General features: G+C 64.4%; 25 protein-coding genes. 17 read left to right on the plus strand and 8 right to left on the minus strand.

The annotated features are described in order from the left end of the window. Window positions 1–99 precede the first annotated feature (99 nt). The 3 genes from BPNPMPFG_RS01170 (at window position 100) to BPNPMPFG_RS01180 (ending at window position 3,666) form a co-directional block, all read left to right on the plus strand. Window positions 100–1,449: a M16 family metallopeptidase gene (locus BPNPMPFG_RS01170; protein WP_258592859.1), complete on the plus strand. Its 1,350-nt coding sequence runs from the start codon at window positions 100–102 to the stop codon at window positions 1,447–1,449. A gap of 312 nt (window positions 1,450–1,761) precedes the next feature. Further along, window positions 1,762–2,625, plus strand: a complete 864-nt coding sequence (locus BPNPMPFG_RS01175) for a patatin-like phospholipase family protein (RefSeq protein WP_258592860.1) — start codon at window positions 1,762–1,764, stop codon at window positions 2,623–2,625. A 138-nt stretch (window positions 2,626–2,763) separates the two neighbouring features. Further along, window positions 2,764–3,666, plus strand: coding sequence for an HNH endonuclease (locus BPNPMPFG_RS01180; protein ID WP_258592861.1), 903 nt, complete (start codon window positions 2,764–2,766; stop codon window positions 3,664–3,666). An 89-nt stretch (window positions 3,667–3,755) separates the two neighbouring features. Here BPNPMPFG_RS01180 and efp read toward each other — a convergent pair whose 3' ends face one another. Continuing rightward, a complete protein-coding gene (gene efp, locus BPNPMPFG_RS01185) occupies window positions 3,756–4,325 on the minus strand; it encodes an elongation factor P (protein ID WP_027038615.1) in 570 nt (189 codons plus the stop codon). 156 nt (window positions 4,326–4,481) lie between these two features. Here efp and epmA point away from each other — a divergent pair, with 156 nt between their 5' ends. Then, complete coding sequence (epmA, locus tag BPNPMPFG_RS01190) at window positions 4,482–5,528, plus strand: EF-P lysine aminoacylase EpmA (RefSeq protein ID WP_258592862.1); 1,047 nt, start codon at window positions 4,482–4,484, stop codon at window positions 5,526–5,528. A gap of 28 nt (window positions 5,529–5,556) precedes the next feature. Here epmA and BPNPMPFG_RS01195 read toward each other — a convergent pair whose 3' ends face one another. Then, on the minus strand, window positions 5,557–5,973 hold the full coding sequence (locus BPNPMPFG_RS01195; RefSeq protein ID WP_258592863.1) for a VOC family protein: 417 nt from the start codon (window positions 5,971–5,973) through the stop codon (window positions 5,557–5,559). A gap of 166 nt (window positions 5,974–6,139) precedes the next feature. Between BPNPMPFG_RS01195 and BPNPMPFG_RS01200 the strand changes: the two genes are divergently transcribed. From BPNPMPFG_RS01200 to lpxK, 6 genes are all read left to right on the plus strand, one after another. After that, window positions 6,140–7,483, plus strand: a complete 1,344-nt coding sequence (locus BPNPMPFG_RS01200) for a TldD/PmbA family protein (RefSeq protein ID WP_258592864.1) — start codon at window positions 6,140–6,142, stop codon at window positions 7,481–7,483. Continuing rightward, the gene (locus tag BPNPMPFG_RS01205) at window positions 7,470–8,285 is read left to right on the plus strand and encodes a 3'(2'),5'-bisphosphate nucleotidase CysQ (protein ID WP_258592865.1); all 816 of its coding nucleotides are present in this window, start codon (window positions 7,470–7,472) and stop codon (window positions 8,283–8,285) included. Before BPNPMPFG_RS01200 ends, BPNPMPFG_RS01205 begins: the two co-directional genes overlap by 14 nt. A 76-nt stretch (window positions 8,286–8,361) precedes the next feature. After that, window positions 8,362–8,607 (plus strand): DUF4170 domain-containing protein, encoded by a 246-nt coding sequence (locus tag BPNPMPFG_RS01210; RefSeq protein WP_258592866.1) that lies wholly within the window; start codon window positions 8,362–8,364, stop codon window positions 8,605–8,607. A 5-nt stretch (window positions 8,608–8,612) separates the two neighbouring features. Then, entirely contained in the window at window positions 8,613–9,404 is a 792-nt protein-coding gene (locus BPNPMPFG_RS01215) for a lysophospholipid acyltransferase family protein (RefSeq protein WP_258592867.1), read from the plus strand. After that, window positions 9,401–10,717: a lipid IV(A) 3-deoxy-D-manno-octulosonic acid transferase gene (gene waaA, locus BPNPMPFG_RS01220; protein WP_258592868.1), complete on the plus strand. Its 1,317-nt coding sequence runs from the start codon at window positions 9,401–9,403 to the stop codon at window positions 10,715–10,717. The genes BPNPMPFG_RS01215 and waaA overlap by 4 nt, the downstream gene beginning before the upstream one ends. A gap of 1 nt (window position 10,718) precedes the next feature. Then, window positions 10,719–11,744, plus strand: a complete 1,026-nt coding sequence (lpxK, locus tag BPNPMPFG_RS01225; RefSeq protein WP_258592869.1) for a tetraacyldisaccharide 4'-kinase — start codon at window positions 10,719–10,721, stop codon at window positions 11,742–11,744. A gap of 98 nt (window positions 11,745–11,842) precedes the next feature. Here the strand turns inward: lpxK and BPNPMPFG_RS01230 are convergent, their stop codons facing one another. Then, window positions 11,843–12,076: a DUF2093 domain-containing protein gene (locus tag BPNPMPFG_RS01230; RefSeq protein WP_258592870.1), complete on the minus strand. Its 234-nt coding sequence runs from the start codon at window positions 12,074–12,076 to the stop codon at window positions 11,843–11,845. Window positions 12,077–12,200: 124 nt separating this feature from the next. Between BPNPMPFG_RS01230 and BPNPMPFG_RS01235 the strand changes: the two genes are divergently transcribed. Next, entirely contained in the window at window positions 12,201–12,809 is a 609-nt protein-coding gene (locus BPNPMPFG_RS01235) for a hypothetical protein (RefSeq protein WP_258592871.1), read from the plus strand. Here the strand turns inward: BPNPMPFG_RS01235 and BPNPMPFG_RS01240 are convergent. Beyond that, complete coding sequence (locus tag BPNPMPFG_RS01240; RefSeq protein ID WP_258592872.1) at window positions 12,806–13,732, minus strand: LysR family transcriptional regulator; 927 nt, start codon at window positions 13,730–13,732, stop codon at window positions 12,806–12,808. The genes BPNPMPFG_RS01235 and BPNPMPFG_RS01240 overlap by 4 nt on opposite strands. Before the next feature lie 91 nt (window positions 13,733–13,823). Here BPNPMPFG_RS01240 and BPNPMPFG_RS01245 point away from each other — a divergent pair, with 91 nt between their 5' ends. Then, entirely contained in the window at window positions 13,824–14,717 is an 894-nt protein-coding gene (locus BPNPMPFG_RS01245) for a DMT family transporter (protein WP_258592873.1), read from the plus strand. Between the two features lie 238 nt (window positions 14,718–14,955). Here the strand turns inward: BPNPMPFG_RS01245 and mutL are convergent, their stop codons facing one another. Next, window positions 14,956–16,824 (minus strand): DNA mismatch repair endonuclease MutL, encoded by a 1,869-nt coding sequence (gene mutL / locus BPNPMPFG_RS01250; RefSeq protein WP_258592874.1) that lies wholly within the window; start codon window positions 16,822–16,824, stop codon window positions 14,956–14,958. 59 nt (window positions 16,825–16,883) lie between these two features. Next, window positions 16,884–17,846, minus strand: a complete 963-nt coding sequence (locus tag BPNPMPFG_RS01255) for a GlxA family transcriptional regulator (RefSeq protein WP_258592875.1) — start codon at window positions 17,844–17,846, stop codon at window positions 16,884–16,886. Between the two features lie 108 nt (window positions 17,847–17,954). Here BPNPMPFG_RS01255 and BPNPMPFG_RS01260 point away from each other — a divergent pair, with 108 nt between their 5' ends. Continuing rightward, window positions 17,955–18,263 (plus strand): putative quinol monooxygenase, encoded by a 309-nt coding sequence (locus BPNPMPFG_RS01260; protein ID WP_258592876.1) that lies wholly within the window; start codon window positions 17,955–17,957, stop codon window positions 18,261–18,263. Window positions 18,264–18,308: 45 nt separating this feature from the next. On the opposite strand, the gene BPNPMPFG_RS01265 is transcribed toward BPNPMPFG_RS01260, so the two are convergent. Next, complete coding sequence (locus BPNPMPFG_RS01265; RefSeq protein WP_258592877.1) at window positions 18,309–19,211, minus strand: LysR substrate-binding domain-containing protein; 903 nt, start codon at window positions 19,209–19,211, stop codon at window positions 18,309–18,311. 90 nt (window positions 19,212–19,301) lie between these two features. On the opposite strand from BPNPMPFG_RS01265, the gene BPNPMPFG_RS01270 reads away from it, so the two are divergent. The 4 genes from BPNPMPFG_RS01270 to BPNPMPFG_RS01285 all read left to right on the plus strand — a co-directional run bounded on the left by BPNPMPFG_RS01270 (window position 19,302) and on the right by BPNPMPFG_RS01285 (window position 23,767). Next, on the plus strand, window positions 19,302–20,870 hold the full coding sequence (locus tag BPNPMPFG_RS01270) for a trimethylamine methyltransferase family protein (protein WP_258592878.1): 1,569 nt from the start codon (window positions 19,302–19,304) through the stop codon (window positions 20,868–20,870). Between the two features lie 58 nt (window positions 20,871–20,928). Next, the gene (locus BPNPMPFG_RS01275) at window positions 20,929–22,578 is read left to right on the plus strand and encodes an ABC transporter substrate-binding protein (protein WP_258592879.1); all 1,650 of its coding nucleotides are present in this window, start codon (window positions 20,929–20,931) and stop codon (window positions 22,576–22,578) included. Between the two features lie 96 nt (window positions 22,579–22,674). Next, window positions 22,675–23,148 carry a YbjP/YqhG family protein gene (locus tag BPNPMPFG_RS01280; protein ID WP_258592880.1) on the plus strand — a complete coding sequence of 158 codons (474 nt, stop codon included), beginning with the start codon at window positions 22,675–22,677 and terminating at the stop codon, window positions 23,146–23,148. A 4-nt stretch (window positions 23,149–23,152) separates the two neighbouring features. Further along, window positions 23,153–23,767, plus strand: a complete 615-nt coding sequence (locus BPNPMPFG_RS01285) for a hypothetical protein (protein WP_258592881.1) — start codon at window positions 23,153–23,155, stop codon at window positions 23,765–23,767. Between the two features lie 8 nt (window positions 23,768–23,775). Here BPNPMPFG_RS01285 and queF read toward each other — a convergent pair whose 3' ends face one another. Beyond that, on the minus strand, window positions 23,776–24,237 hold the full coding sequence (queF, locus tag BPNPMPFG_RS01290; protein WP_258592882.1) for a preQ(1) synthase: 462 nt from the start codon (window positions 24,235–24,237) through the stop codon (window positions 23,776–23,778). Window positions 24,238–24,269 lie beyond the last annotated feature (32 nt).

Genomic DNA, 24,269 nt, shown 5'->3' on the forward strand with positions numbered 1-24,269 from the left:
CTCCCCGTCACTACACGGGGAGAAGGTGCCGGCAGGCGGATGAGGGGCGGCGGCGACTTCGACAATTGTTCGTCTCGAGTACAAGTTGGAAGCCATCATTTGCCTGAAGCTATTGCCCCAAAGCGTGCGGTTGCGCCGCTGATAACCTTACTCCTCTCCATCCTCTTCCTGATCCTGCCGGCGCTCACCGCACGCGCGATGGACATCCAGTCCGTCACCTCGCCAAAAGGCATCACCGCCTGGCTGGTGGAGGATTATTCGGTGCCGATCGTCGCCATCCGCTTCGTCTTCGACGGCGGCTCGACGCAGGATCCGGTCGGCAAGGAGGGCTTGGCCAATCTGATGACCGGCCTGTTCGACGAAGGCGCTGGCCCGCTCGACAGCGAAGCCTTCCAGATCAAGCTCGACGACGCCGGCGCCGAGATGAGCTTCGACGACAGCCGCGACGGCGTCTACGGCTCGATGCGCATGCTGGCCGAGCAGCGCGACGAGGCGTTCGACCTGTTGCGGCTGGCGGTCAACGAGCCGCGCTTCGACCAGGCGCCGATCGACCGCATCCGCGCCCAGATCCTGTCCGGCATCATCGCCGGCGAGAACGACCCCGATACGGTGGCGCAGAAGAAATGGGCGCGCGCACTCTATGGCGACCACCCCTATTCCCGCTCCGACCAGGGCACAAGGCAGAGCATCGCCACCATCACGCCGGATGATTTGAAAGCCTTTCACAAGGCGGTTTTCGCGCGCGGCGGCCTGCATGTCGCCGTGGTCGGCGCCATCGACCCCGAGACTTTGAAGAAGAAGCTCGACATGGTGTTCGGCGACCTGCCGCAAAACCAGGCGCTCGCCCCCGTGGCCGATATCGACCCGAAACTGGCGCAGCATGTCGAGGTCGACTACGACCTGCCGCAGACCTCGCTGCAGCTCGCCTATCCCGGCGTGAAGCGCAAGGCGCCGGATTTCTTTGCCGCCGTGGTGATGAACGAGATTCTGGGCGGCGGCACCTTCACCTCGCGCCTGTTCCAGGAGGTGCGTGAAAAACGCGGGCTGGCCTACAGCGTCAACTCCTCGCTGTTCAACCAGGACCACGCCAGCGCGCTGATCGTCAGCACCGGAACCCGCTCGGACCGGGCGGCCGAGACGCTGGGAATTGTTCGCAATGTTATCAAGCAATTGGCGCAGGACGGCCCGACCGAGGCAGAGCTGGCGGCGACCAAGAAATACATGATCGGCGCCTACGCCATCAACAATCTGGACTCTTCGAGTTCCATCGCCTCGACGCTGGTCGAGCTGCAGCTTGACGATCTCGGCATCGACTACATGCAGCGCCGCGCTGCCTACATCAACGCGGTGACGCTCGACCAGGTCAAGGCGGCAGCGAAAGAACTGCTGTCGGCCGAGCCGACCATCATGGTCATCGGCCCGAAACTGGCCGAGGCCGGCAAGGGATGAGAGCCGGTTTCTCTTTTCCGGGCGCCGGCGCTGCCCCTCATCGCCCTGCCGGCGTTCGTCATTCGAAAAGCCAAGCAATTGGCTTTTCGTCCGCTAGTGGACCATTCCTCAACTCCCCGTATAGGGACGGGGATGGCCGCAACCTCGGCGCCTGTCTTGCAACGCTGGTGATTGGCGAAATCGGCGATGCCAGCACCCCTCTCCCCGTCACTATACGGGGAGAGGATGCCGGCAGGCAGGTGAGGGGCGGCGCCGATTTCGGCAATTGGCGGTCCCCGCCTGGAAACCGACATTGGGCAGGAGCCACCCAAAATGGCGCCTAGCTTCGGCATCGCCTTTGGTGGCGGCGGCGCGCGCGGGTTGGCGCATATCCACGTCATCGAGGCGCTGGACGAGTTGGGCATCAAGCCGGTGGCGATTGCCGGCTCTTCGATCGGTGCCATCATGGGCGCCGGCATGGCCGCCGGCATGACCGGCAAGGACATCCACGACTATGCCCGCTCGATCCTCGGCCGCCGCGCCGAAGTGGCGAGCCGCATGTGGCGAGCCCGGCCGGGCACCATCGCCGAGGCCATGCAGAACGGCATCCGTGTCAGCCAGTTCAATGTCGAGCGCATCCTGAAAGCCTTTCTGCCAGAGGCCATTCCCGAAACCTTCGCCGAGCTGAAAATCCCTCTGAAGGTGACGGCGACGGATTATTTCGCCCACAAGCTGGCCGTGTTCGACGACGGTGACCTGCACTCGGCGCTGGCGGCCTCGGCGGCGATACCCGCCGTGTTCCGTCCGGTGATGCGCGACGGACGGCTGCTGATCGACGGCGGTATCTACAACCCCGTGCCGTTCGACTTGATCGAAAACGACGCCGACATCATCATCGGTGTCGACGTGGTCGGCGCACCGGAAGAGGCCGATCGCAAGCAGCCGACCTCCGTCGACCTGATGTTCGGCGCCACGCAGCTGATGATGCAGTCGATCATCGCCAACAAGCTGAACCAATGCCGCCCCGACATCCTGGTCCGCCCGGCAGTGTCGAGATACCGTGTGCTCGACTTCCTGAAGATCGACGCCCTGATGAACGAGACGGCCGATATCAAGGATGAGCTGAAGCGCGAGGTGGAGAGGGTGCTGGAGGCGCGAGGCGGGAAGAGCAAGCGCGGCAAGCGGGTGGCTGGGTGACATTCCCGATTAAACAGGTCTATTTCAATCGCCGATATGCGGGGAAGAGGTTCTTCGAACTGGACTAAGCTCTCAATGTCGGATTTCGGTATCGGACCAGAGGTACTTATCTCCAAACAAGCGTAACGTAGAAATATCATGGGATTTGGGGTCTTCATCCACCGCTCAGATTCGATCTACGATGACAGCCCAGCTGAGCAGTATCAGTTTCCGCGCCTATATCTGCGTCGTGTGGAAGCGTGTGTTGGCGATTGGATCATCTACTACGAACCTAGCAAGGTAGATGACACCCGTGGCTATTTCGCCCTAGCCAAAATCCAGCAGGTTATTCCTGACCCTGTGGCGCCTGGTATGTACCTCGCTTTGATTGAGCCCGGATCCTACCTCGATTTCGCCAATCATGTTCCGTTTAACGGGGCGGATGGCCTCGTTGAGCGGGGTCTGCTTAACGACCAAGGACGGATTTCTGGTCGTGCTCAATCGGCGGTCCGTCCACTCAGCCGAAGCGACTTCAACCGCATTGTCGATTTGGGCCTAGGCACGAGCGAGTCGTTGCTCCCGCGCGTCGATGAGATCGGTACATCGGTCGGCAGCTTCCAGGATGAGCAGGCTCCATTTCAGTTCGAGCAGAACCGCGATCGTGTGAGTTACATCGGATCGCGAATCGTGCGGGACCGCATTTTCCGTCGCATCATCTTACGCGCCTATGATGAGCGTTGCGCGATCACAGGATTAAAGTTGATAAATGGCGGCGGCCGGGCAGAGGTTTCTGCCGCGCACATTCGACCGGTCGAAATGAACGGACCTGATGTCGTCAATAATGGGATCGCATTGTCCGGTACGGCGCATTGGATGTTCGATCGCGGATTAATCAGCTTGTCCGATGATTTGGAAATCCTGATCTCACGACAGGTCAACGACCCCGACAGCGTGCATGGGTTCATAAACAAGTCTCGCCGCGCGCTTCCGCCTCGCCGACACTTCGAACGCCCGCATCCTCATTTCTTGCAATGGCACCGCGAGCACTGCTTCAAGCAATGATACGGTATCTGCGTTTTTCTGGAGCGCTGAGCGTCGGTACTTGAACCCAATCATCGACGACAGTTCAAAGGGGCTTAAGGCGCGTCCCCTCAGTCCTTCGCCCGCTCCACATACGCCCCGTCGGCCGTCATCACCACCACGCGGGTGCCCGGCGCGATGTGCGGCGGCACCAGTGTGCGCACGCCGTTGGAGAGCACGGCCGGCTTGTAGGACGACGAGGCCGTCTGTCCCTTGGTTGTCGGCTCGGTTTCCACCACTTCGAAGGTGGCGCGCTGCGGCAGCACCAGGGAAATGGCAATGCCATTGAACTGTGACACCTGCACGGCCATGCCTTCCAGAAGGTAAGGCGCCATGTCGCCGACCACGGCTTCCGACACCGCCACCTGGTCGTAGCTTTCCGGGTTCATGAAATGAAAACCTTCGCCGTCGCGATAGAGGAAGGTGTGCTCGCGCTCTTCCACATAGGCGCGCTCCACCTGTTCGGTGGTGCGGTAGCGCTCCGAAACCTTCACCCCGTCGCCGATGCGGCGCATGTCGAGCTGCGTCACCGGCGTGCCCTTGCCTGGGTGGATGTTTTCGGCAAAGAGGATCACATAAAGCTTGCCGTCCTTGTCGACGACATTGCCTTTGCGGAGCGAACTGGCGATGACTTTCACCACGGTTTTAAATCCTGCAAGAGTTGTTGACTGGCATTTGCCGGCTTGTGCGGCGCTGGATGGGGGCCTAGCGCATCTTGGCTTGAACCGCCAGCCCCCAATGCGAACGGACGCGGGGCGAACTGACGTGGGGCGAACTGACTCGCCTGCAATCCGGCCATGACCGCGGCCTCGCCCTGGTGGACGCCGCATGTCCACGCCGACCGCCGCCCGCGGCTGATGCTGCGCAACGCCATCGCCGCCAGCCTGCGCGACTGGTTCGCCCGGCGCGACTTCGTCGAGGTGGAGACCGCGGCCCTGCAGGTTTCGCCCGGCAACGAGGCGCATCTGGCGGCTTTCGCCGCGGAAGTGGTCGGGCCGGATGGTGCGCGGTCGCCGCTCTATCTCCACACATCGCCGGAATTCGCCTGCAAGAAGCTGCTTGCCGCCGGCGAGCAGCGCATTTTCAGCTTCGGTCCGGTCTACCGCAACCGCGAGCGCGGCCCCTTGCACCATCCCGAGTTCACCATGCTCGAATGGTACCGGGTGGGCGAGGCCTATGAGAGCCTGATGCAGGATTGCGCGGCCCTTCTGGCGCTGGCCGCGACAAGGACAGGGGTCACGCGCTTTTCCTTCCGTGGCCGCGACTGCGATCCGCTCGCCTCACCGGAACGGCTGACGGTGGCGGACGCCTTCAGCCACTATTCCGGCATCGATCTGCTGGCCACGGTCGCCGCCGATGGCGGCACCGACCGCGACGCGCTCTATGCTGCCCTGGTCCGGGCCGGCCTGCGCACCGCGCCCGATGACAGCTGGGCCGATTTGTTCAGCCGGGTGATGGTGGAAAAGGTCGAGCCGTTTCTCGGGCAGGGCCGGGCGACCATCCTGTGCGAATATCCGGTGGCCGAGGCGGCTTTGGCCCGGCCGAGCCCAAGGGATCCGCGTGTCGCCGAGCGCTTCGAGCTCTATTGCTGCGGCGTCGAGCTCGCCAACGGCTTTGGCGAACTGACCGATGCCGGCGAGCAGCGCCGGCGCTTCGTGATCGAGATGGACGAGAAACAGCGCATCTATGGCGAGCGCTATCCGCTGGATGAGGATTTTCTCGCCGCCCTTGCCATCATGCCGCAGGCCAGCGGCATCGCGCTCGGCTTCGACCGGCTGGTCATGCTGGCGACCGGCGCGCAGAAAATCGAGGATGTGATCTGGACGCCGGTGGCGACGTCTTGATTCACCGGCTCGTTGCCGGCCCGTCTGCTCAATGCGCGAAAACCTGCTCCAGTGAGCGAAAACCCTTGAATTCCAGCGCATTGCCCGAGGGGTCGCGGATGAACAAAGTCGCCTGTTCGCCGGGCCCGCCCTTGAAGCGGACCATCGGCCGTTCCAGCCAGTCGATGTCGTCGCGCGCCTCCAGCCGCGTCGCCAGACGCTGCCAGTCGTCCATCAGCAGCACGGCGCCGAAATGCGGGATCGGCACGACGATGCCGTCGACCTTGCCGTCACTGGCGGCTTGCGTGGCCTGCGGCCGCAGATGCGCCGACATCTGGTGTCCGAACAGATCGAAATCGACCCAGGTCGCCGATGAGCGGCCGATCGCGCAGCCCAGCACGTCGCCATAGAAAGTTCGGGTTTCATCGAGATCACGGACCGGGAAGGCGAGATGGAAGGGCGTCATCAAAATGCTCCGAACAGACAATAGGGGCGGGTTGCGATGCCTCGGTTCGCGATTGGAACCGAGGACCGGCGCATTTTGATTGAAGTCCATGCCATTGCACAAGCCGGACCGGAACAATAGATGGGTGGCAGCGGCCGAAGCTCGCCGCCCCAGCAGGATTTTACACATGACCGATACATCAGACGCAGCAAAATTGACCGACCGCGTCGCGGCTCTGGTCGAGGCTGCCAAAAAGGCCGGCGCCGATGCCGCCGACGCGGTGGCCGTGCGCGGCCGCTCGACGGGTGTGTCGGTGCGGCTCGGTAAGGTCGAAGGCACCGAATCGTCAGAGAGCGAGGACGTCGCGCTGCGCGTCTTCGTCGGCAAGCGGGTCGCAAGCGTTTCGGCGACGGCGGCCTCGGACCCGAAGGTGCTGGCCGAGCGCGCCGTTGCCATGGCGAGAGTTTCGCCCGAAGACCCCTATCAGGGCCTGGCCGACCCAGCGCTGCTTGCCAGACAGACGCGCGATCTCGACCTGTTCGATGCCACGGAAGTCTCCGCCGACCAGTTGAAGGAAGCAGCACTCGCGGCGGAAGCAGCGGCACTTGCCGTCAAGGGCGTGACCAATTCGGCGGGCGCCAGCGCCGGCGCTGGCCTGGGCGGCCTGGTGCTGGCCACGTCGCACGGTTTCCTCGGCCACTATGTCGGCTCGCGGTTCTCGCGTTCGGCCAGCGTCATTGCCGGCGAGGGCACCGGCATGGAACGCGACTATGAATTCTCCTCGCGCCAGCATTTTGCCGACCTCGATGCGCCCGAGGACATCGGCCGCAAGGCCGGCGAACGCGCCGTACGCCGCATCGGCGCGCGCAAGGCGGCAACCGGGCCGATCGACGTGGTGTTCGACCCGCGCGTCGCACGCGGCATCGCTGGCCATCTTGCCGGCGCCATCAATGGCGCCTCCGTCGCGCGCAAGACGTCGTTCCTGCGCGACATGATGGGCAAGCAGGTGGCCGCATCCGCGATCACCGTCACCGACGAGCCGCTCAGGCTGCGTGGCCAGGCTTCGCGTCCGTTCGACGGCGAGGGCATCGAGGGCGAAAGGCTGTTGATGGTCGAAAAGGGCGTGCTCAACCACTGGTTCCTGTCGACATCGGCCGCGCGGGAACTTGGGCTCGTCACCAATGGGCGTGGCGCGCGCGGCGGTTCTTCGGTTTCGCCGTCATCGACCAATCTCGCCATCGAGCCGGGCGAGCGCTCGCCGCAGGACCTGATCGCGTCGCTCAAGACCGGCTTCTACGTCACCGAAGTGTTCGGCCAGGGCGTCGACATGGTCACCGGCGAGTACAGCCGCGGCGCCTCCGGCTTCTGGATCGAGAATGGGGCGCTTGCCTATCCCGTCGCCGAGGTCACCATCGCCTCGAACCTGAAGACCATGTTCCTCAACATGGTGCCGGCTGATGACCTCGACCGCAATTTCGGCACCGCCGCCCCCACGCTCCTGATCGAAGGCATGACCCTTGCAGGAGCATGACCTGACCACTGCCGGTGCCGCTTCCGACGCCACTGGCGATCTGCCGCTGCTGCGCGATGCCGCCCGCGAGGCTGGGGCCATCGCCATGCGCTACTTCGGCAACAGCCCGCAAGTCTGGATGAAGGGCGGCACATCGCCGGTCAGCGAAGCCGATCACGCCGCCGACGCCTATCTGCGCGAGACGTTGCTGGCGGCACGACCGGATTATGGCTGGCTCTCGGAAGAAACAGTCGACGATCCGGTGCGGCTTTCGGCGCGCCGCACCTTTGTCGTCGATCCGATCGACGGCACGCGCGGCTTCCTGGAAGGCCAGCGCACTTGGTGCGTCAGCGTTGCCGTCGTCGAGCATGGCCGCACGCTTGCCGGCGTGCTGGAATGTCCGGCGATGAACGAGACCTATTGGGCGCTGCCCGGGCAGGGTGCCTTCCGCAACGGCAAGCGCATTGCGGTGCGCAAGCTGGCGGATACGGCCGAGATTTCCGGGCTGAAGCAGCTGACCGACCTGATGCCGGCCGACTGGCAGGCGCGGCTGAAGCGGGCGCCCTACAGCCCTTCGCTCGCCTATCGGCTGGCCATGATCGCCAGCGGTTCGCTCGACGCCACTTTCGTCAAGCCGAACGCGCATGACTGGGACATCGCCGCCGCCGATCTCATCTTGCGCGAGGCCGGCGGCCAGTTGCTCGACCAGCACGGCCGCGCGCCGCTCTATGCCGGCGAGGTGACCCGCCACGGCGCGCTCGCCGCCGGAAGCGGCGAACTGCTGGCCGTGCTCGCCGCCGTCATCGCCGGGTTGGATGCGTGAAAGCGTTTTCGAAGGTTCCAAAGTCGGCGGCTTTGGTCTAGACCTGTCACAAACTCACGATATGTGAAGGACCGACATGGCCGCGGAAGACGGAAAGAAACAGCTTTTGCATCTGGTGTTCGGCGGCGAACTGAAGACGCTTGGCGGCACCGAATTCCGCGATCTCGATGCGCTCGACATTGTCGGCATCTATCCGGACTATCAATCCGCGCACACAGCGTGGAAAGCCAAGGCGCAAGCCAGCGTGGACAATGCCCACATGCGGTATTTCGTCGTTCATCTGCACCGTCTGCTGGACCCCGACAGCAAGGCTGCCGGTTGACTTCGATGGAGCATGATCTGGCGAAAGAGCCAGCCGCCGAGGCCGCGCCCAAGAGCAGGGGCCGCAGCCGCACGACCAAAGCCTTCTGGCGCAAGATTCGCGAACCGCTGGCGCAGTCGCGATTCGTCAAGAACGCCATCGCCTACCTGTTCGCCCAGTTCGTGCGGTTCGTGCGCCTGACCAATCGCGTCGTCGAGGGGTCGGCGCGGTTTTCGGGCGGCGCCTATACCGAGTTCGAGCCCGGCATCATCGCCCTGTGGCACGGCCAGCATTTGTTGACGCCAGCCTACTATCCCAAGCGCAAGCCGCTGGTCGCCATGGTCTCGCGCAGCGCCGATGCCGAGCTCAACGCGCTGATGCTGGAGAAATTCGGCATCGAGGCGGTGCGTGGTTCGGGCGGGCGCGAAAATGCCAGGCATCTCGACAAGGGCGGCGCAAAAGCCCTTATCGCCCTTAAAAAGTCGCTCGCCGCCGGCAAGAACGTCGCCATGATCGCAGACATTCCCCACGGCACGCCGCGTGACGCGGGGCTTGGTATCGTTCTCCTGGCGCGCCTCTCCGGTCGGCCGCTGCTGCCTGTCGCCATCACCACCAGCCGCCGCAAGGTGCTGGAGAAGAGCTGGGACAAGACCACGATCAACCTGCCGTTCGGCCGCTCGTCGATCGTCATCGGCGCGCCGATCTTCGTGCCGCCCGGCGCCGATGAAGCCGAGATGGAGCGCAAGCGCCAGGAAGTCACGATCGCACTCAATGCCGCGACCGCCGAGGCCTACCGTCTCGTGGATGGTCCGCGATGAGCGGTCGCTGGGCGCGAGCCATGCTGTCGGCATACCGTTTCGCCGGTGCCGCTGCCTATCCGCTGGTCGGACCCTATGTCGCCTGGCGCACGTCACGCGGCAAGGAGGATCGCAGCCGCCGCCGCGAGCGCTATGGCGTCGCCGGCCGGCCGCGCCCCGAGGGGCCGATGATCTGGATCCATGCCGCGAGCGTCGGTGAGACCATAGCGGTCGTGCCGCTGGTCGAAAGCATTCTCGACTACGGCGTCAACATCGTGCTGACGACCGGCACGGTGACCTCGGCGCAGGTCGCCGACGAGCGGCTCGGCGATCGCATCATCCACCAATATGTGCCGCTCGACCTCAAGCCGGCGGTCAGCCGGTTCCTCGATCACTGGCAGCCGGATCTGGCGATCATCGCCGAATCCGAGATCTGGCCGATGACCATCCTCGAGCTTGGCGCGCGCCGCGTGCCGCAGGTGCTGGTCAATGGCAGGCTGTCCGACCGCTCGTTCACCTCCTGGAAGAAACGGGCCAACATCGCCGAGGCGCTGTTCGAGAATCTCGCCCATGTCGTTGCCCAATCGGATGTCGATGGCGAGCGCTTCCGCTCGCTCGGCGCCCGCCCGGTGACCGTGTCGGGCAACCTCAAGTCCGATACCTCACCGCCGCCTGTCGATGAGCGGGTGCTGGCGACGCTGCGGCGGCAGATCGGCGCGCGCCCGACCTGGGCGGCGATCTCGACCCACGACGGCGAGGAGGTGGTCGCCGCGGAAGTCCACGCGACGCTGCACAAACGCCACCATGGTCTTCTGACGATCGTCGTTCCGCGCCATCCCGATCGCGCCGGGGCGCTCGAGGCACAGATTTCCGGCATGGGCCTGAAGGTCGCGCGGCGCAGCAAGGGCGACAGGATCGCCGCCGATACCGACATCTTGCTTGGCGATACGATCGGCGAGATGGGGCTCTATCTCAGGCTGACCGAGATCGCCTTCGTCGGCCGCTCGCTGACCTCGGAGGGTGGCCAGAATCCGCTGGAGCCGGCGATGCTCGACACGGCGGTTCTCGCCGGCCGCAATGTGCAGAATTTTCGCGAGGCTTACCAGCGCTTGCTCGACAGCGGCGGCGCCAAGCTGGTGCGCGATCGCGACATGCTGGCCGGCGCCGTCAATTTCCTGCTGACCAACGAAGTGGCGCGTCACGAGATGATGGCGGCGGGCGTGGCGACCGTCGACGAGATGCGCGGTGCGCTGGCGCGCACGCTGAAATCGCTTGAGCCCTACATCCAGCCACTGGTCGTCAAGTCGCGCCTGAAGGGCGCGAACGGGCGCTGACGTGGCTTCCGAGGCACCACCATTCTGGTGGGAAGAGCCGGACTGGCGGGTCCTGGCGCTGTCGCCGCTGTCTGCCATCTATGCGCTCGCCGCCGGCCGCGGCATGCGGCGGGCCCGGCGCGAGAAGATCGAGGCGCCGGTCCTGTGCGTCGGCAATTTCACCGTTGGCGGCACCGGCAAGACGCCCGTGGCGATCGCCTTGGCCGAACAGGCCAAGCGCATGCATCTGAAACCCGGTTTCCTGTCGCGCGGCCATGGCGGCTCCTTCGCCGAGCCGCATGTCGTCGATATCGATCACGACAGCGCCAGGCATGTCGGCGACGAGCCGTTGCTGCTGGGCGAACATGCGCCGGTGGCGGTGACACCGAATCGCGCCGCCGGCGCCCGGCTGCTGCTGGAAAGACATGGTTGCGATTTCCTGATCATGGACGATGGCTTCCAGAGCGCGCGCATCCACATCGACTATGCGCTGGTCGTCGTCGATGCGCGCTACGGCATCGGCAATGGCCGCGTCATTCCGGGTGGCCCGCTCCGGGCCAGGATCGTCGACCAGCTGGTCTTCACCAGCGGGCTGTTGAAGATGGGCGAGGGCACCGCCGCCGATGCCGTGGTCCGCCAGGCCGCGCGCGCCGCCAGGCCGATCTTCGAGGCCCATACCGAACCGAGCATCAAGCAGGGGCTGGCCGGAAAGCGGTTCCTTGCTTTCGCCGGCATCGGCCATCCCGAGAAATTTTTCGACACGGTGCGCGAAGCCGGCGGCGAGCTGGTGTTGACGCGGCCGTTTCCGGACCATCATTTCTATGGTGAGGACGAGCTCGCCGAACTGGCGGCGACGGCGCGCACCGAAGGGCTCGGCCTCATCACCACGGCCAAGGACGCAGCCCGGCTGCGCCATGGCGCCCCGCAGGACTTTCTCGACCGGCTCGAGGTGCTCGAAATCGACACGGTTTTCGAACTCGACCACGTTCCCGAGCGCATCATCGACGAAACGCTCGATGCCTGGCGCCAGCGCAAGCTGAAGGGCTAAAGCGGTTCACCGTTTCACCGAAACGGCGAACCGCTCTATCTCTTTGTTTTGACGCAATTCCGGACGGAAAACCGTTTCACACTTTTCCTGGAATTGCTCTAGCTTCGCTTACGCATCTCGGGATGCACCTCGATCTCGCGGCGCAGCGATGCGGTGGCGCTGACGTAGGGCTCTTGCCTGGCGACGCTCCAGTATTTCAGCTCATCGAGCGGAATGCTTTCGCCGGTCACCGCGCAGCGCACGAATGCGCCGGGGCTGGTAACCTGGAAGTCGCCATCGAGATAGCGGATACGGGCTTCCTTGCCGCCAGGGCCTTCGAAACGGTTCATCATGCAATGGCGCCGAGGTTCATGAGGATTTCATCGCCATAAATTGCCGGCAAGGTCAAGCATGTGACAAGCCCGAGACAATGCTGAACCCCTATTGTCAGGCGGAAAACGCTGTTGATAGGGCACAATGGACATTCCTTCCGCCCGCCTTGCCGCCTTGCTCAGGGAAGCGATGACGCCGCAAGCCGTGCCGTCGGCAAAGGCCGATCCGGTCAAAACGGCACTGGTGAAGGCGCTGGTGGCGCCGCCGGCGCCGTCCGACGCGCTTGTCCGCCCGGCAGCGACACCGGCTTTGCCGATGCTGTTGCCGGCAACAGCCGCAAGAGCGCAGCAGACGGCCTCGACCGAAATAATGCAGGCCTATCTGGCGCTTGCGGAACCGGACAGCGAATCAGCCGGAGATCCAGCGTCGGCAGCGACGGCGGCGACTGCAACGAGGAGACCGGCGGAGGGTGACACTGCCCAACGTGGCTTGGCGCCGCCGCTGGCAAAGGTCGAGGAGGGTGCCGTCGTGAGGCCGGCAACCCTGCCATGGCTGACGCTTCTTTCGCCCGCGGTTTCGCCGCCGCGCCGCGCTTCCATCGCCAGTGCGACGACGGCGCGAGGGCAGGTTGCCGCCCGGCCGGGTGATCCGGCGCTACTCGAACACAGGCAGATGAGCGTTGGTCTGGTGTCTCTGGCCGCCGGATTCCTGGCCGCCGCGATCCTTGGTTTTGTGCTGCTGGTGCTCCGCTAACTCTCGGCTTCGATGAACGTCTCGATTCTTTCCGGCGCAAGCCCTGCCTGCACCGCGATGCGGCGTGCCAGTTCTGCCGCGGCGGCACGCGGCCGCCCCGTCGGCCGGTCGAGCCAGTACGAGACCGGGTTGAGCGCGGTGCGCTCATCGACGGCCGTAATGCGGCGCGACTTCAGCTGGTGCCCGGTCAGCGGCGGCCGCGCCAGCGCGATGCCGAGCCCATAGGCGGCGGCGTCGAGCACCAGATTGTAGTCCTCGAAACGGCGGTCCTGCGGGCGCGGGCGGTAGTCCATGCCTTGCGCCGCAAACCAGGCGCGCCAGGCCGAGGCGTCGGAATCATTGATCAGCGGAAATTTCAGCAACCGGGCCGGGTCGCCACGGCCGATCTCGCGGGCAAGCTCGGGCGACGCAACGGGAAAGACATATTCCTCGAAGAGCTGCACCGAGACACGGCCCGGAATGCCGCCGCGGCCGCATCGGATCGACAGGTCGATGCCCTCGTCGGCAAGGTCGGCCTGGCGGATGTCGACATCGAGCACAATGCGCAGCTTCGAGGGATTGTTCTCCAGCGCCGCCATGCGCGGCATCAGCCACAGCCCGCTGACCGAGGGGATGGAGGTCAGCCGCACCACGGCGGTGCCGCGCGGCTCGACCCAGCGGTCGGAATGGCTCGATATCAGCGCGAAGGCTTCCGCCGTGCGCAGATGCAGCCTGTTGCCTTCGATCGTCAGCGAGACACCGCGCGCGCCGCGATCGAACACTTTCAATCCGAGCCAGTCCTCGAGCTTGGCGATCTGCCGGCTGACGGCGCCGTGGGTGATGTTGAGCTTTTCCGCGGCCGCCGAAAAGCTGCCGGTCCGTGCCGCCGCGTCGAAGGCGCGCAGCGTTTCGAGCGGCACCATTGTGTCTGAGCTGTGATCCATAGTCACAGCTGATCCTCGATTTGGTCGTTTGTCAATCAGCTCGAGAAAGCGTTTTCTGCGTGTCAGGGCATGAGCACACGAGGATAGTGAGATGAGCGCGATGACCAGCACGTTGAATCCGACACAACGGATGGACAGCACCGCAGCCATCGCGGTGGCACTGACGGTGGTCGGTTGGGCGTCCGCCTTTCCGGCGATCCGCGCCGGTCTCGCCGCCTTCGGACCGCTGGAACTCGGCGCGCTGCGCTTTGCCATCGCCGCGGTACCGGCGGCGATCTTCCTCGCCGTCAAGCGACCGGCGCTGCCAAGGCTCGACGAGTTGTGGCGCCTGGCCTTTGGCGGTGCCATTTTCGTGGCGCTCTACACGGTCATGCTCAATTTCGGCGAACTGACCGTTTCGGCCGGCGCCGCCGGCTTCATCATCAATGTCAGCCCTATCTTCACCGCCATCATGGCCATGGCGCTGCTCGGCGAACGCTTCTCGGGCATGGCCTGGGTTGGCACCGCCATTTCCTTCGCCGGCATCGGCGTCATCGCGGTGGCCGACGGGCATGGCCTGCATTTCAACGCCGGCGCACTGCTGGTGCTGGGTTCGGCGCTCTGCTCGGCCGTCAACACCATCGTCCAGAAGCCACTCTTCGCCCGCCATCATCCGCTGACCATTTCGGCTTCGAACATGGTGCTCGGCGCGCTCTGCCTGTCGCCCTTCCTGCCGAGCGGCTTTGCCCAGGCGGCGGTCGCCAACACGGCCGGCCTCGGCGCCGTCATCTTTCTCGGCATCGTGCCCAGCCTCATCGCCTATGCCGCCTGGGCAACCGCGCTGTCGCGCCTGCCGGCCGCACGTGCCTCGAACTTCCTCTATCTGGTTTCGCCGATGTCCGCCCTCATCGGCTTCTTCTGGCTGGGCGAAGTGCCGACACTGCTCGGGATGCTTGGCGGGGCACTGGCGCTCGGCGGTGTGATCGTGGTGAATTTGAAGAGGTAAGTCAGAGGGTTATAAGGATTGCTTGAATCGAAAAGGGCCGCTGAAGAGCGGCCCTTTTCGGACCCCCACCCCGCTGCTACGCAGCGACTTGCCGGGGCGAGCCACGGGTCTCGCCCGTCCTTCGGACCCCCACAAGGGGGAGGGTAAGGCTCTGCGCGCTACCTCCCCCTTGTGGGGAGGTCGGACCGAAGGTCCGGGTGGGGGTGCTTGGCGCCAACCTTATTGAAACCGAAGGTCTTCACCGCCGCCCAAACAACCTCTCGATGTCCGCCAGCTTAAGCTCGATATAAGTCGGCCGCCCGTGATTGCAGGTGCCGGAACCTGGCGTCGCCTCCATCTGCCGCAGCAGCGCATTCATCTCCTCGGCCTTGAGCAGCCGGCCGGAGCGCACCGAGCCGTGACAGGCCATGGTTGCCGCGATCTTGTCCAGCCGCTCCTTCAGCGTGTCGACCGTGTCGTTGTCGGCGATCTCGTCGGCGAGGTCGCGCACCAGTTGCTGGACATTGGTCTCGCCCAGCATCGACGGCGTCTCGCGCACCGCGACCGCGCCTGGGCCGAAACGCTCGATGCCAAGGCCGAAGCGGGCCAGTGTCTCCGAATGCATCGCCAGCCGTTCGGCATCTTCTTCCGGCAGATCGACGATCTCCGGCAGCAACAGCATCTGTGACGGCACGGCGCGCGAATGCAGCGCGTTCTTCAGCGCCTCATAGACCAGCCGCTCATGCGCCGCATGCTGGTCGACGATGATGAGCGAATCCTTGGTTTGCGCGACGATGTAGTTTTCGTGCACCTGCGCGCGCGCCGCGCCCAGCACAGCGCCAAGCAGCGTCTCGGCCGCCTCGCTCTGCCCGGCGCGCGCATCGGCGCTGGCAAGCGGGCCGGTATCGAACGCCGCCTGCTCGTTTTCACGCAGGCCGCGTTGATCGAAGCTCTCAAAACCCATGTCGAGCGGCCGATGCGGCGAGCGCGCCGGGTCGAAGCCGGCTGGGCCGGAGGCATGATATGATGCCTCGTAGCTGCGGTGGCCATTGGCAGGCCCGCCGTGACCGTAGGACGCGGCACCAGGCCGGAACGCCGCCATCATGCCGGCGGCCCCCGTGGTGGCGGCACGGATGCCGGCATCGGCAAGTGCCTGTCGGATCGACCCGACGATCAGCCCGCGCACCAGTCCGGGATCGCGGAACCGCACATCGGCCTTGGCCGGATGGACATTGACGTCGACGATACCAGGATCGAGCGTCAGGAACAGCACCGTCACCGCATGGCGGTCGCGCGGCAGGACGTCGGCGAAGGCGCCGCGAATGGCGCCGGCAATCAACTTGTCGCGCACCGGGCGGCCGTTGACATAGGCATATTGCTGCAGCGCGTTGGCGCGGGTGAAGGACGGGATCGACACGTGACCGGTCAGATGCACGCCTTCGCGCATCGCCTCGATGGCAATCGAATTGTCCGGAAAGTCGGCGCCCATCACCTGGGCGACGCGACGCAGGCTGCCTTGCGTGCTGTCGTCCGTCGCCGGCAATTCCAGCGTCGAGCGGTCGGAGCCGGCCAGCGTGAAGCGCACGGCGGGGAAGGCGATGGCGATGCGCTTGACCACGTCGCTGGTCGCAGAGCTTTCGGCGCGCTCGCCCTTCATGAATTTGAGCCTGGCCGGCGTGGCGAAAAACAGGTCGCGCACCTCCACCGTGGTGCCGCGATTGGCCGCCGCCGGCTTGACGGGCAGGACGCGGCCGCCCTCGATGCCGATCTCGGCGGCACTGTCACTTGTTGCCGGGCGCGAGCGGATCGACAGCCGCGACACCGAGCCGATCGACGGCAGCGCTTCGCCACGGAAGCCGAGCGAGCGGATGTCGTTGATATCCTCGGTGAGCTTGGAGGTGCAGTGACGCGCGATCGCCAGCGCCAGCTCCGGCTCGGAAATGCCGGAGCCGTCATCGGTGACGCGGATCAGGTTCAGCCCGCCGCCGGCAGTGACGACCTCGACCCGCGAGGCGCCGGCATCGAGCGCATTCTCGACCAGTTCCTTGACCACGCTTGCCGGACGCTCGATGACTTCGCCGGCGGCGATCTGGTTGATCATCGTTTCGGAAAGCTGGCGAATGGGCATCGGAGCACTATAGGCGGATTCGGGGGGCGCGGGAGAGGCATTATCACGAGAGCGGTGGATCAGTTCGCGGCACGGATTTCACGCACGCCCTTGCGCAGCCGCCGGCGCAACAGATTGCGCAGCGTCACCCCGTCGCCATAGCCGACCTTCCCGGCGATCTCGTCGACGCTGTCGGATGTGGTCTTCAACAAATGCACAGCCTGTTCAACGCGCAGATCCTGAAAATAGGACAGCGGCGTCTTGCCAAGCACGTCGTTGACCCGCCGCGACAGCGTCCGCTTGCTGGCACCCAGGGCGGCGGCCGCCTCGTCGAGGTTGAAGCCGGCGGCGAGACGGCCGCGCGCCCAGCGCTCGAAACGCTCGACCAGCGGGTTCGAATGGGCGAGGTGGTCCGAGATCGCATAGGCCGATTGCAGTGGCCGGCTGTCGACGATCAGATATTTCGCGGTCAGCGCCGCAAGCTCCGGACTTGTCTGGCGGATAACCATCAGAGCGAGATCGATATGGCCGAGTGCCGCTCCGGCGGTTGCGAACTGCCCGTCGTTGATCAGCATGCGCGAGGCGTCGAGCCGCACTTGCGGGTAGAGTTGCCGGAACATCGGTGCCAGCCACCAGGTCGTGGTTGACGGCCGCCGGTCGAGCAGGCCGGTTTCCGCCAGGATGAAAGTGCCGATACAGGCGGCCCCGATGCGCACGCCGGTATCGGCGGCGGCGCGCAGCGCCCTGGTCGCTCTGGCAACGTCGCTTCGCTTCAGCGCATCGCCAAGCGGGCCTGGCATCTTTTGGCCGATCGCGGGGATCACCAACCAATCAGGAGCCGGCTCGCTGCCCATCGAGACGATCGGCACCTGCAGGCCTTGCGCGGTGTGGATCGTCTCGCTCACCCCGACAATGTTGGTCGCGAAACGGCCGGGTGGGGATGCCAGCATCCCAGCCAGTTCGTTGGCGGTGCCGAACACGTCGAGCATCGTGGCCAGTCCGGTGTCGAAGACGCCATCAAGCGCAAGGACGGAAATGTTCATGGCAATAATGATATCAAAGATGTCATTTTTGCCAATACGTTTTCCAGATCGATTCTGCGACTGTTGTTTGGACGGCCGCCTTGGCCGCACAACGACGAGGAGAAGACGATGATCAAACTTGCATTGTTCGCACGCTTCGAAGCCAAGCCCGGCAAGGAGAAGGACGTCGCCGCGTTCCTCAAGACCGGGCTACAACTGGCCAATCAGGAAGCCGGGACGCCGATCTGGTTCGCCTTGCAGCTTTCGCCAAGCGTCTTCGGCGTGTTCGATGCCTTTCACGACGAGGCAGGTCGGCAGGCGCATCTCACCGGCGAGATTGCCAAGGCGCTGATGGCCAATGCCGAGACGCTGTTCGCTGGCCCGCCGACCATCGACAAGATCGATGTGCTCGGCCTCAAGAATGACGGTTCGGTCTGATCCAGCATACGCAATCCGGTCACGCGCCGGATTGCGCTGGCGGGCCTACGCCTGCGCGGCCAGCCAGTCGCGCACCTTGCGGGCGTTGTCGCTGAGCTCGCGGTTCTTCGGCCAGACGACATAGAACGCCTTGCCGGTCTTCAGCACATGATCCGTCACCGGCACCAGCAGGCCGGATGCAATCAGGCGCTCGGCGAGGTGTCGCCAGCCGAGCGCGATGCCTTGCCCTTCCATGACGCCCTGGATCACCAGGCCGTAGTCGTTGATGCGCAGGCCGCGCGCGGTATCGTCGAGGCTGCCGCCGGCCGACTGGAACCATTCATCCCAACTTGCCGCCTCGCGGTAGGGTTCCTCCAGATGGATGAGGCGGTGAGTGGCCAGTTCATCGACGGTTCTGGGCATGCCGAATTTCGCCAGATAGCTGGTGCCGGCGACCGGGAAGATTTCCTCGTCGGCAAGCGCCAGCGAATGATAGTCCGGCCAGTCGCGTGGCTCGCCACCGCGCACGCCCAGCGGGATGCCCTCGGCGATGATGTCGAGGTCGCGATCGGCGGTCTGGATGCGCAGGTCGATGCCCGGCAGTTCGTCGCGGAACTGCTGCAGGCGCGGCATCATCCAGAAGGAACCGAAGGCCGTCGACGCCGCCAGCGTCACATGGCCGCCGGTCGCCTGCAGGCGCAGATCCTCCGCCGATTTGCGGATATGCGAAAGGCCGAGCGAAACGTCGGCGTGGAAGCGCTCGCCGGCCTCGGTCAGGACGACCTGGCGGTGGCGGCGCTGGAACAGCTGGGCTCCCAGCTGTTCTTCCAGCCCGCGCACCGCATAGGAGACGGCAGCCTGCGTCATGCCGAGTTCGCGCCCGGCGGCGGTGAAACTCGACAGCCGCCCGGCCGCCTCGAAGACGATCAGGCTGCCGGCGGAGGGCAGGAGGTGGCGCAGGCTTCGCATAAGCTGAGCTTATACAAGAGATCAGGATTTTCCAGCGTCACATCGGCATTTTGTCTGCGTAGATTGACTGCGGGAACAGATGGAGGCTCCATGAACGCACCGGCCGCCGAGACGATAGTCGAACCCGCCAAACGCCGTGAGCGCGGCGGTGGCCGCATCGCCCGGCGCGAATTGCGCTCGCATGGCTCGGAAGGGCTCAGCCGGCCTTACATCGTCCGCAACATCCCGACCTACGACATCCTGTCGGAAGAGAATTTGCTGCGCATCGAGGCGACCGCCGACCGCATCCTGGCCGAGATCGGCATAGAGTTCCGCGACGACCCGGTTGCTCTGGCGCATTGGAAGCGGGCGGGGGCTGATATCGATGGCGTGCTGGTCAAGTTCGAACCGGGCATGCTGCGCGAAATCCTCAAGACCGCGCCGGCAAGCTTCACCCAACACGCCCGCAATCCCGCCAACTCGGTCGAGATCGGCGGCAAAAGCGTCGTCTTTTCGCCAGCCTACGGTTCGCCCTTCGTCATGGATATCGACAAGGGCCGCCGCTACGGCACGATCGAGGATTTCCGTAACTTCGTGAAACTGGCGCAGTCGTCGCCATGGCTGCATCATTCCGGCGGCACCATCTGCGAGCCGGTCGACGTGCCGGTCAACAAGCGCCATCTCGACATGGTCTACAGCCATATCAAATATTCCGACCGCGGCTTCATGGGCTCGGTGACGGCAGAAAGCCGCGCCGAGGATTCGATCGACATGGCGCGCATCGTCTTCGGCCGTGATTTCGTCGACCAAAACTGCGTCATCCTCGGCAATGTCAACGTCAACTCGCCGCTGGTCTGGGACGCGACGATGACCACGGCGCTGCGCGCCTATGCCCGCGCCAACCAAGCGGCGGTCATCGTACCGTTCATCCTCGGTGGCGCCATGGGCCCGGTGACCAATGCCGGCGCCATCGCCCAGTCATTGGCCGAAACCATGGCCGGCTGCGCGCTGACACAACTCGAGCGGCCGGGCGCGCCGGTCATTTTCGGCAACTTTCTGTCGTCGATGTCGCTGCGCTCGGGTTCGCCCACCTTCGGCACGCCCGAGCCGGCGATCGGCTCGATGGTCATCGGCCAACTGGCGCGGCGGTTGAACCTGCCGCTGCGATGTTCCGGCAACTTCACCACGTCGAAACTGCCCGACGCGCATGCGATGAACGAAGGCACCATGTCGATGCTGGCGGCGGTGCATTGCGGCGCCAATTTCATCCTGCATTCGGCCGGGTTCCTCGACGGGCTATTGTCGATGTCCTACGAAAAATTCGTCATGGACGCCGATTTCTGCGGCGCGCTGCACACCTATCTCGATGGCGTCAAGATCGACGATAACCAGCTGGCGCTCGACGCCTTCAGGGAAGTCGGGCCGGGCAGCCATTTCTTCGGTTCGGCCCACACGCTGGCCAATTATGAGACGGCATTCTGGGATTCCGAGATCGCCGACAACGAGCCTTACGAGAAGTGGGAAGCGGCCGGATCGGAAGATGCCGCCATCCGCGCCAACCGGCGCTGGAAGAAGGCGCTGGCCGAATACCAGGCGCCGCCGCTCGATCCTGAAATAGACGAGGCACTGCAGGATTTCATGAGCCGTAAAAAGCTCGAAATGGCGGATGCCTGGTACTGAGCACGAGAGAAGGGCGATCAACGCCACGCGTCGGACAATGCTGAAAGGGAGGGAAAAAATGACACTGTTCAGAAGCAACGGCGATCGTGTCCCGGACGCGATCCTGGCGATGGCCAGGGAGGCACGCGAAGGCGGGATGGACCGTCGCGAGTTTCTGGCGCTGGCAAGCGCGTTCGGCGCCTCGACGGCCATGGCCTACGCCATGATCGGCCTCGCCGCGCCAGACCGGGCCCTGGCCGAGGAGCCGAAGAAAGGCGGAACGCTGCACATATCGATGTCGGTAAAGGCGCAGAAGGATCCGCGCACTTACGACTGGGTGGAACTGGCCAACATTTCGCGCTGCTGGCTGGAGCCGCTGGTCCGTTATACCAGACAGTTCACATTCGAGCCGGTCCTGCTCGAAAGCTGGGACATCAACGACGACGCCACCGAATATGTGCTGCATGTGCGCAAGGGCATCACCTGGAACAATGGCGATGCTTTCGGCGCCGATGACGTCGTCCACAATCTGGCACGCTGGTGCGAGAAGAATGTCGCCGGCAATTCCATGGCCGCACGCGTCGGTGCGCTGATCGACGAAAAGGCCGGCAAGGCCAGGGATGGCGCGATCACCAAGGTCGACGACAACACGGTCAAGCTGAAGCTGAACGAGCCCGACATCTCGCTCATTCCAAACTTCACCGATTATCCGGCCCTGGTGGTTCACCGCACATTCGACGCCGGCGGCGCCGACCCGGTCGCCAAGCCGATCGGCACCGGCCCTTTCGAACTGGTTTCCTATGCGGTCGGCCAGAAAGCGGTCGTCAAGCGCCGTGAAAACGGCAAGTGGTGGGGCGGTGAAGCGCCTCTCGAGAGTGTCGAGTTCATCGACTACGGAACCGACTTCAACGCCTCGGTGAATGCATTCGAGTCCGGCGAGATCGACCTCAATTTCGAGACCCCTGCCGACTTCATCGAGATACTCGACAAGATGGGCCTGGAAAAGTCCGAGGTGGCGACGGCGACCACGCTCGTTGCCCGCACCAACATCACCCACAAGCCCTATGACGACAAGCGGGTGCGCAATGCCCTGCAAATGGCCGTCGACAACAGCGCGGTTCTCGAGCTTGGCTATGCCGGCCGAGGCACCGTCGGTGAAAACCACCACGTCAGCCCGATCCATCCGGAATACTACCCGCTGCCCAAGAAGACGCGCGATGCAGCCGGCGCCAAGAAGCTGATGGCGGAAGCCGGACAGGCCGACTTCGAGCATGAACTGATCACCATCGAGGACGACTGGCAGAAGAACACCGGCGACGCGATTGCCGGCCAGCTGCGCGATGCCGGGATCAAGGTGAAGCGCACGGTACTGCCGGGTTCGACCTTCTGGAACGACTGGACGAAATATCCCTATTCCATGACGATCTGGTACATGCGCCCGCTCGGCGTTCAGGTTTTGGCGCTCGGCTATCGCAGCGGCGAGGCCTGGAATGAATCGGCGTATTCGAATCCCGATTTCGACGCCAAGCTCAAGCAGGCCCTCTCGCTCATCGACGCCGCCAAGCGGCGCGAGGTCATGAAGGATGTCGAACAGATCCTGCAGGATTCGGGCGTCATCATTCAACCTTACTGGCAGAAGCTCTACAGCCACATGAACAAGAAGGTGAAGAACTACGGCGTCCACCAGACCTTCGAGATGGATCTCCAGAATGTCTGGCTCAACGGCTGAAACAAGGCGCCGCGGGACTTCATGAGTCGCAAAAAAGCCGATATGCAGGATACGTGGTGTTGATCGCTTCAAGCCATCAAAAGCCGGAGATTCTGCATGAGACTGACAGTGCTCGTTGTCGCCCTTGCGGTAGCCGTGCCCACGGCCGCCTTCGCCGGACCGGCGTCCGACGAGGTGAAGTTCTTCTATGTGCCGGCGGTCAAGTTCGAGGCCGACGAACAATACCGGGATCGCTTCACCGAGCCGGTGACGAAACTGTTCGATCTGAACGACCAGGCGATCAAGAAAAACCCAGGCGAAGTCGCCTGCATCGACTTCGACCCTGGTCTCGACGCCCAGGATTTCGATCAGAAGACCGTCTCGAAAACGCTGAAACTGGTTGAGAAGTTGGATGGCGACAACGCCGAGGTTACAGCATCCTTCAGCCTTCTTTCCGAAGGCGATGATTCCAAACGTGACATGGTCTGGTCGCTCAAGAAGATCGACGGCAAGTGGAAGATATCGGACATCGCCTCGAAGACCAGCGACTGGAAGCTCAGCACGCTGGAATGCATGGCCGGCCAGGATTGATGCGATGGCCCGTCGCCCGTCCCTGGCACTGTCGACCGTGTGCCTGCTGGCGGTGGGGCTGAGCGCCGCGGCCGCGCAAGGACTGTTTGGCGCGCCGCCGGCAAATGCGCCGGCTGACACCGCGCCAGCCGACGGCGGGGCACCGCCGGCAAACGCACCCGGCGGAGCCGTGGAACCGGCAACGCCGCCGGTTGGATGGTCTCCGGCCGAAGCCGCGCCCGCCGCACCGATCCAACCGGGTTCGCCGACAGCCGTGGTGCGACCGTTTTACGATCAGGTCGGGCTGGAGATCGATCCGGCGCAGCGCAGCCATTTCATCGATCCGGCGAAAACCGTGCTCGACAAGAGCGATGCGCTGCGCAAATCGGGACAGGGCGAGTGTCTCGATCCCAACATGGCGCTGGACAATGCCGACTATGACAAGGCCGGGATCGACAAGAGCCTGAAGACGCTTGAAGCCATCAATGGCGACCAGGCCAAGGTCATCGTCGCTTTCGTCGTCGCGGGCAATCCGCACCGGCTGGAATGGAAGTTCAAGAAGGTCGACGCCGACTGGAAGATCACGGACCTGCTGTCGGTGACCGGCGAATGGGCGCTCAGCCAGTACCAGTGCGAATGAACGGGAAACTAGCCGCGCCCGCGATAGGGCGCGACCCCGGTGTCGGGCAGCCAGGCGCCTTCCGGCGGCGCGCCGGTCTGCCAGAACACGTCGATCGGAATGCCGCCGCGCGGAAACCAGTAGCCGCCGATGCGCAGCCACAGCGGCTTGGTCGCCGCCACGATGCGGCGGCCGATCATGACGGTGCATTCTTCATGGAAGGCGCCGTGGTTGCGAAACGAGGTCATGAACAATTTCAGCGACTTCGATTCCACCAGCAGCCCGTCGGGGGCGTAGTCGATGACGATATGGGCGAAATCCGGCTGGCCGGTGACCGGGCACAGCGAGGTGAATTCCGGGCAGGTGAAGCGCACGATCGCCGGCGGTCCGTCGCCGCGCGCGAACGGCACGGTTTCCAGGACCGCCTGATCGGGGCTTTCTGGCGTCTCGACCCTGGTGCCGAGCTGGGTAAGGTTCTTGGTTACGGTCATGGGCAGCATTTCCTTCGATTTGCCGCTCATTA

Source organism: Mesorhizobium sp. AR07 (assembly GCF_024746815.1).
Classification (GTDB): Bacteria; Pseudomonadota; Alphaproteobacteria; order Rhizobiales; family Rhizobiaceae; genus Mesorhizobium.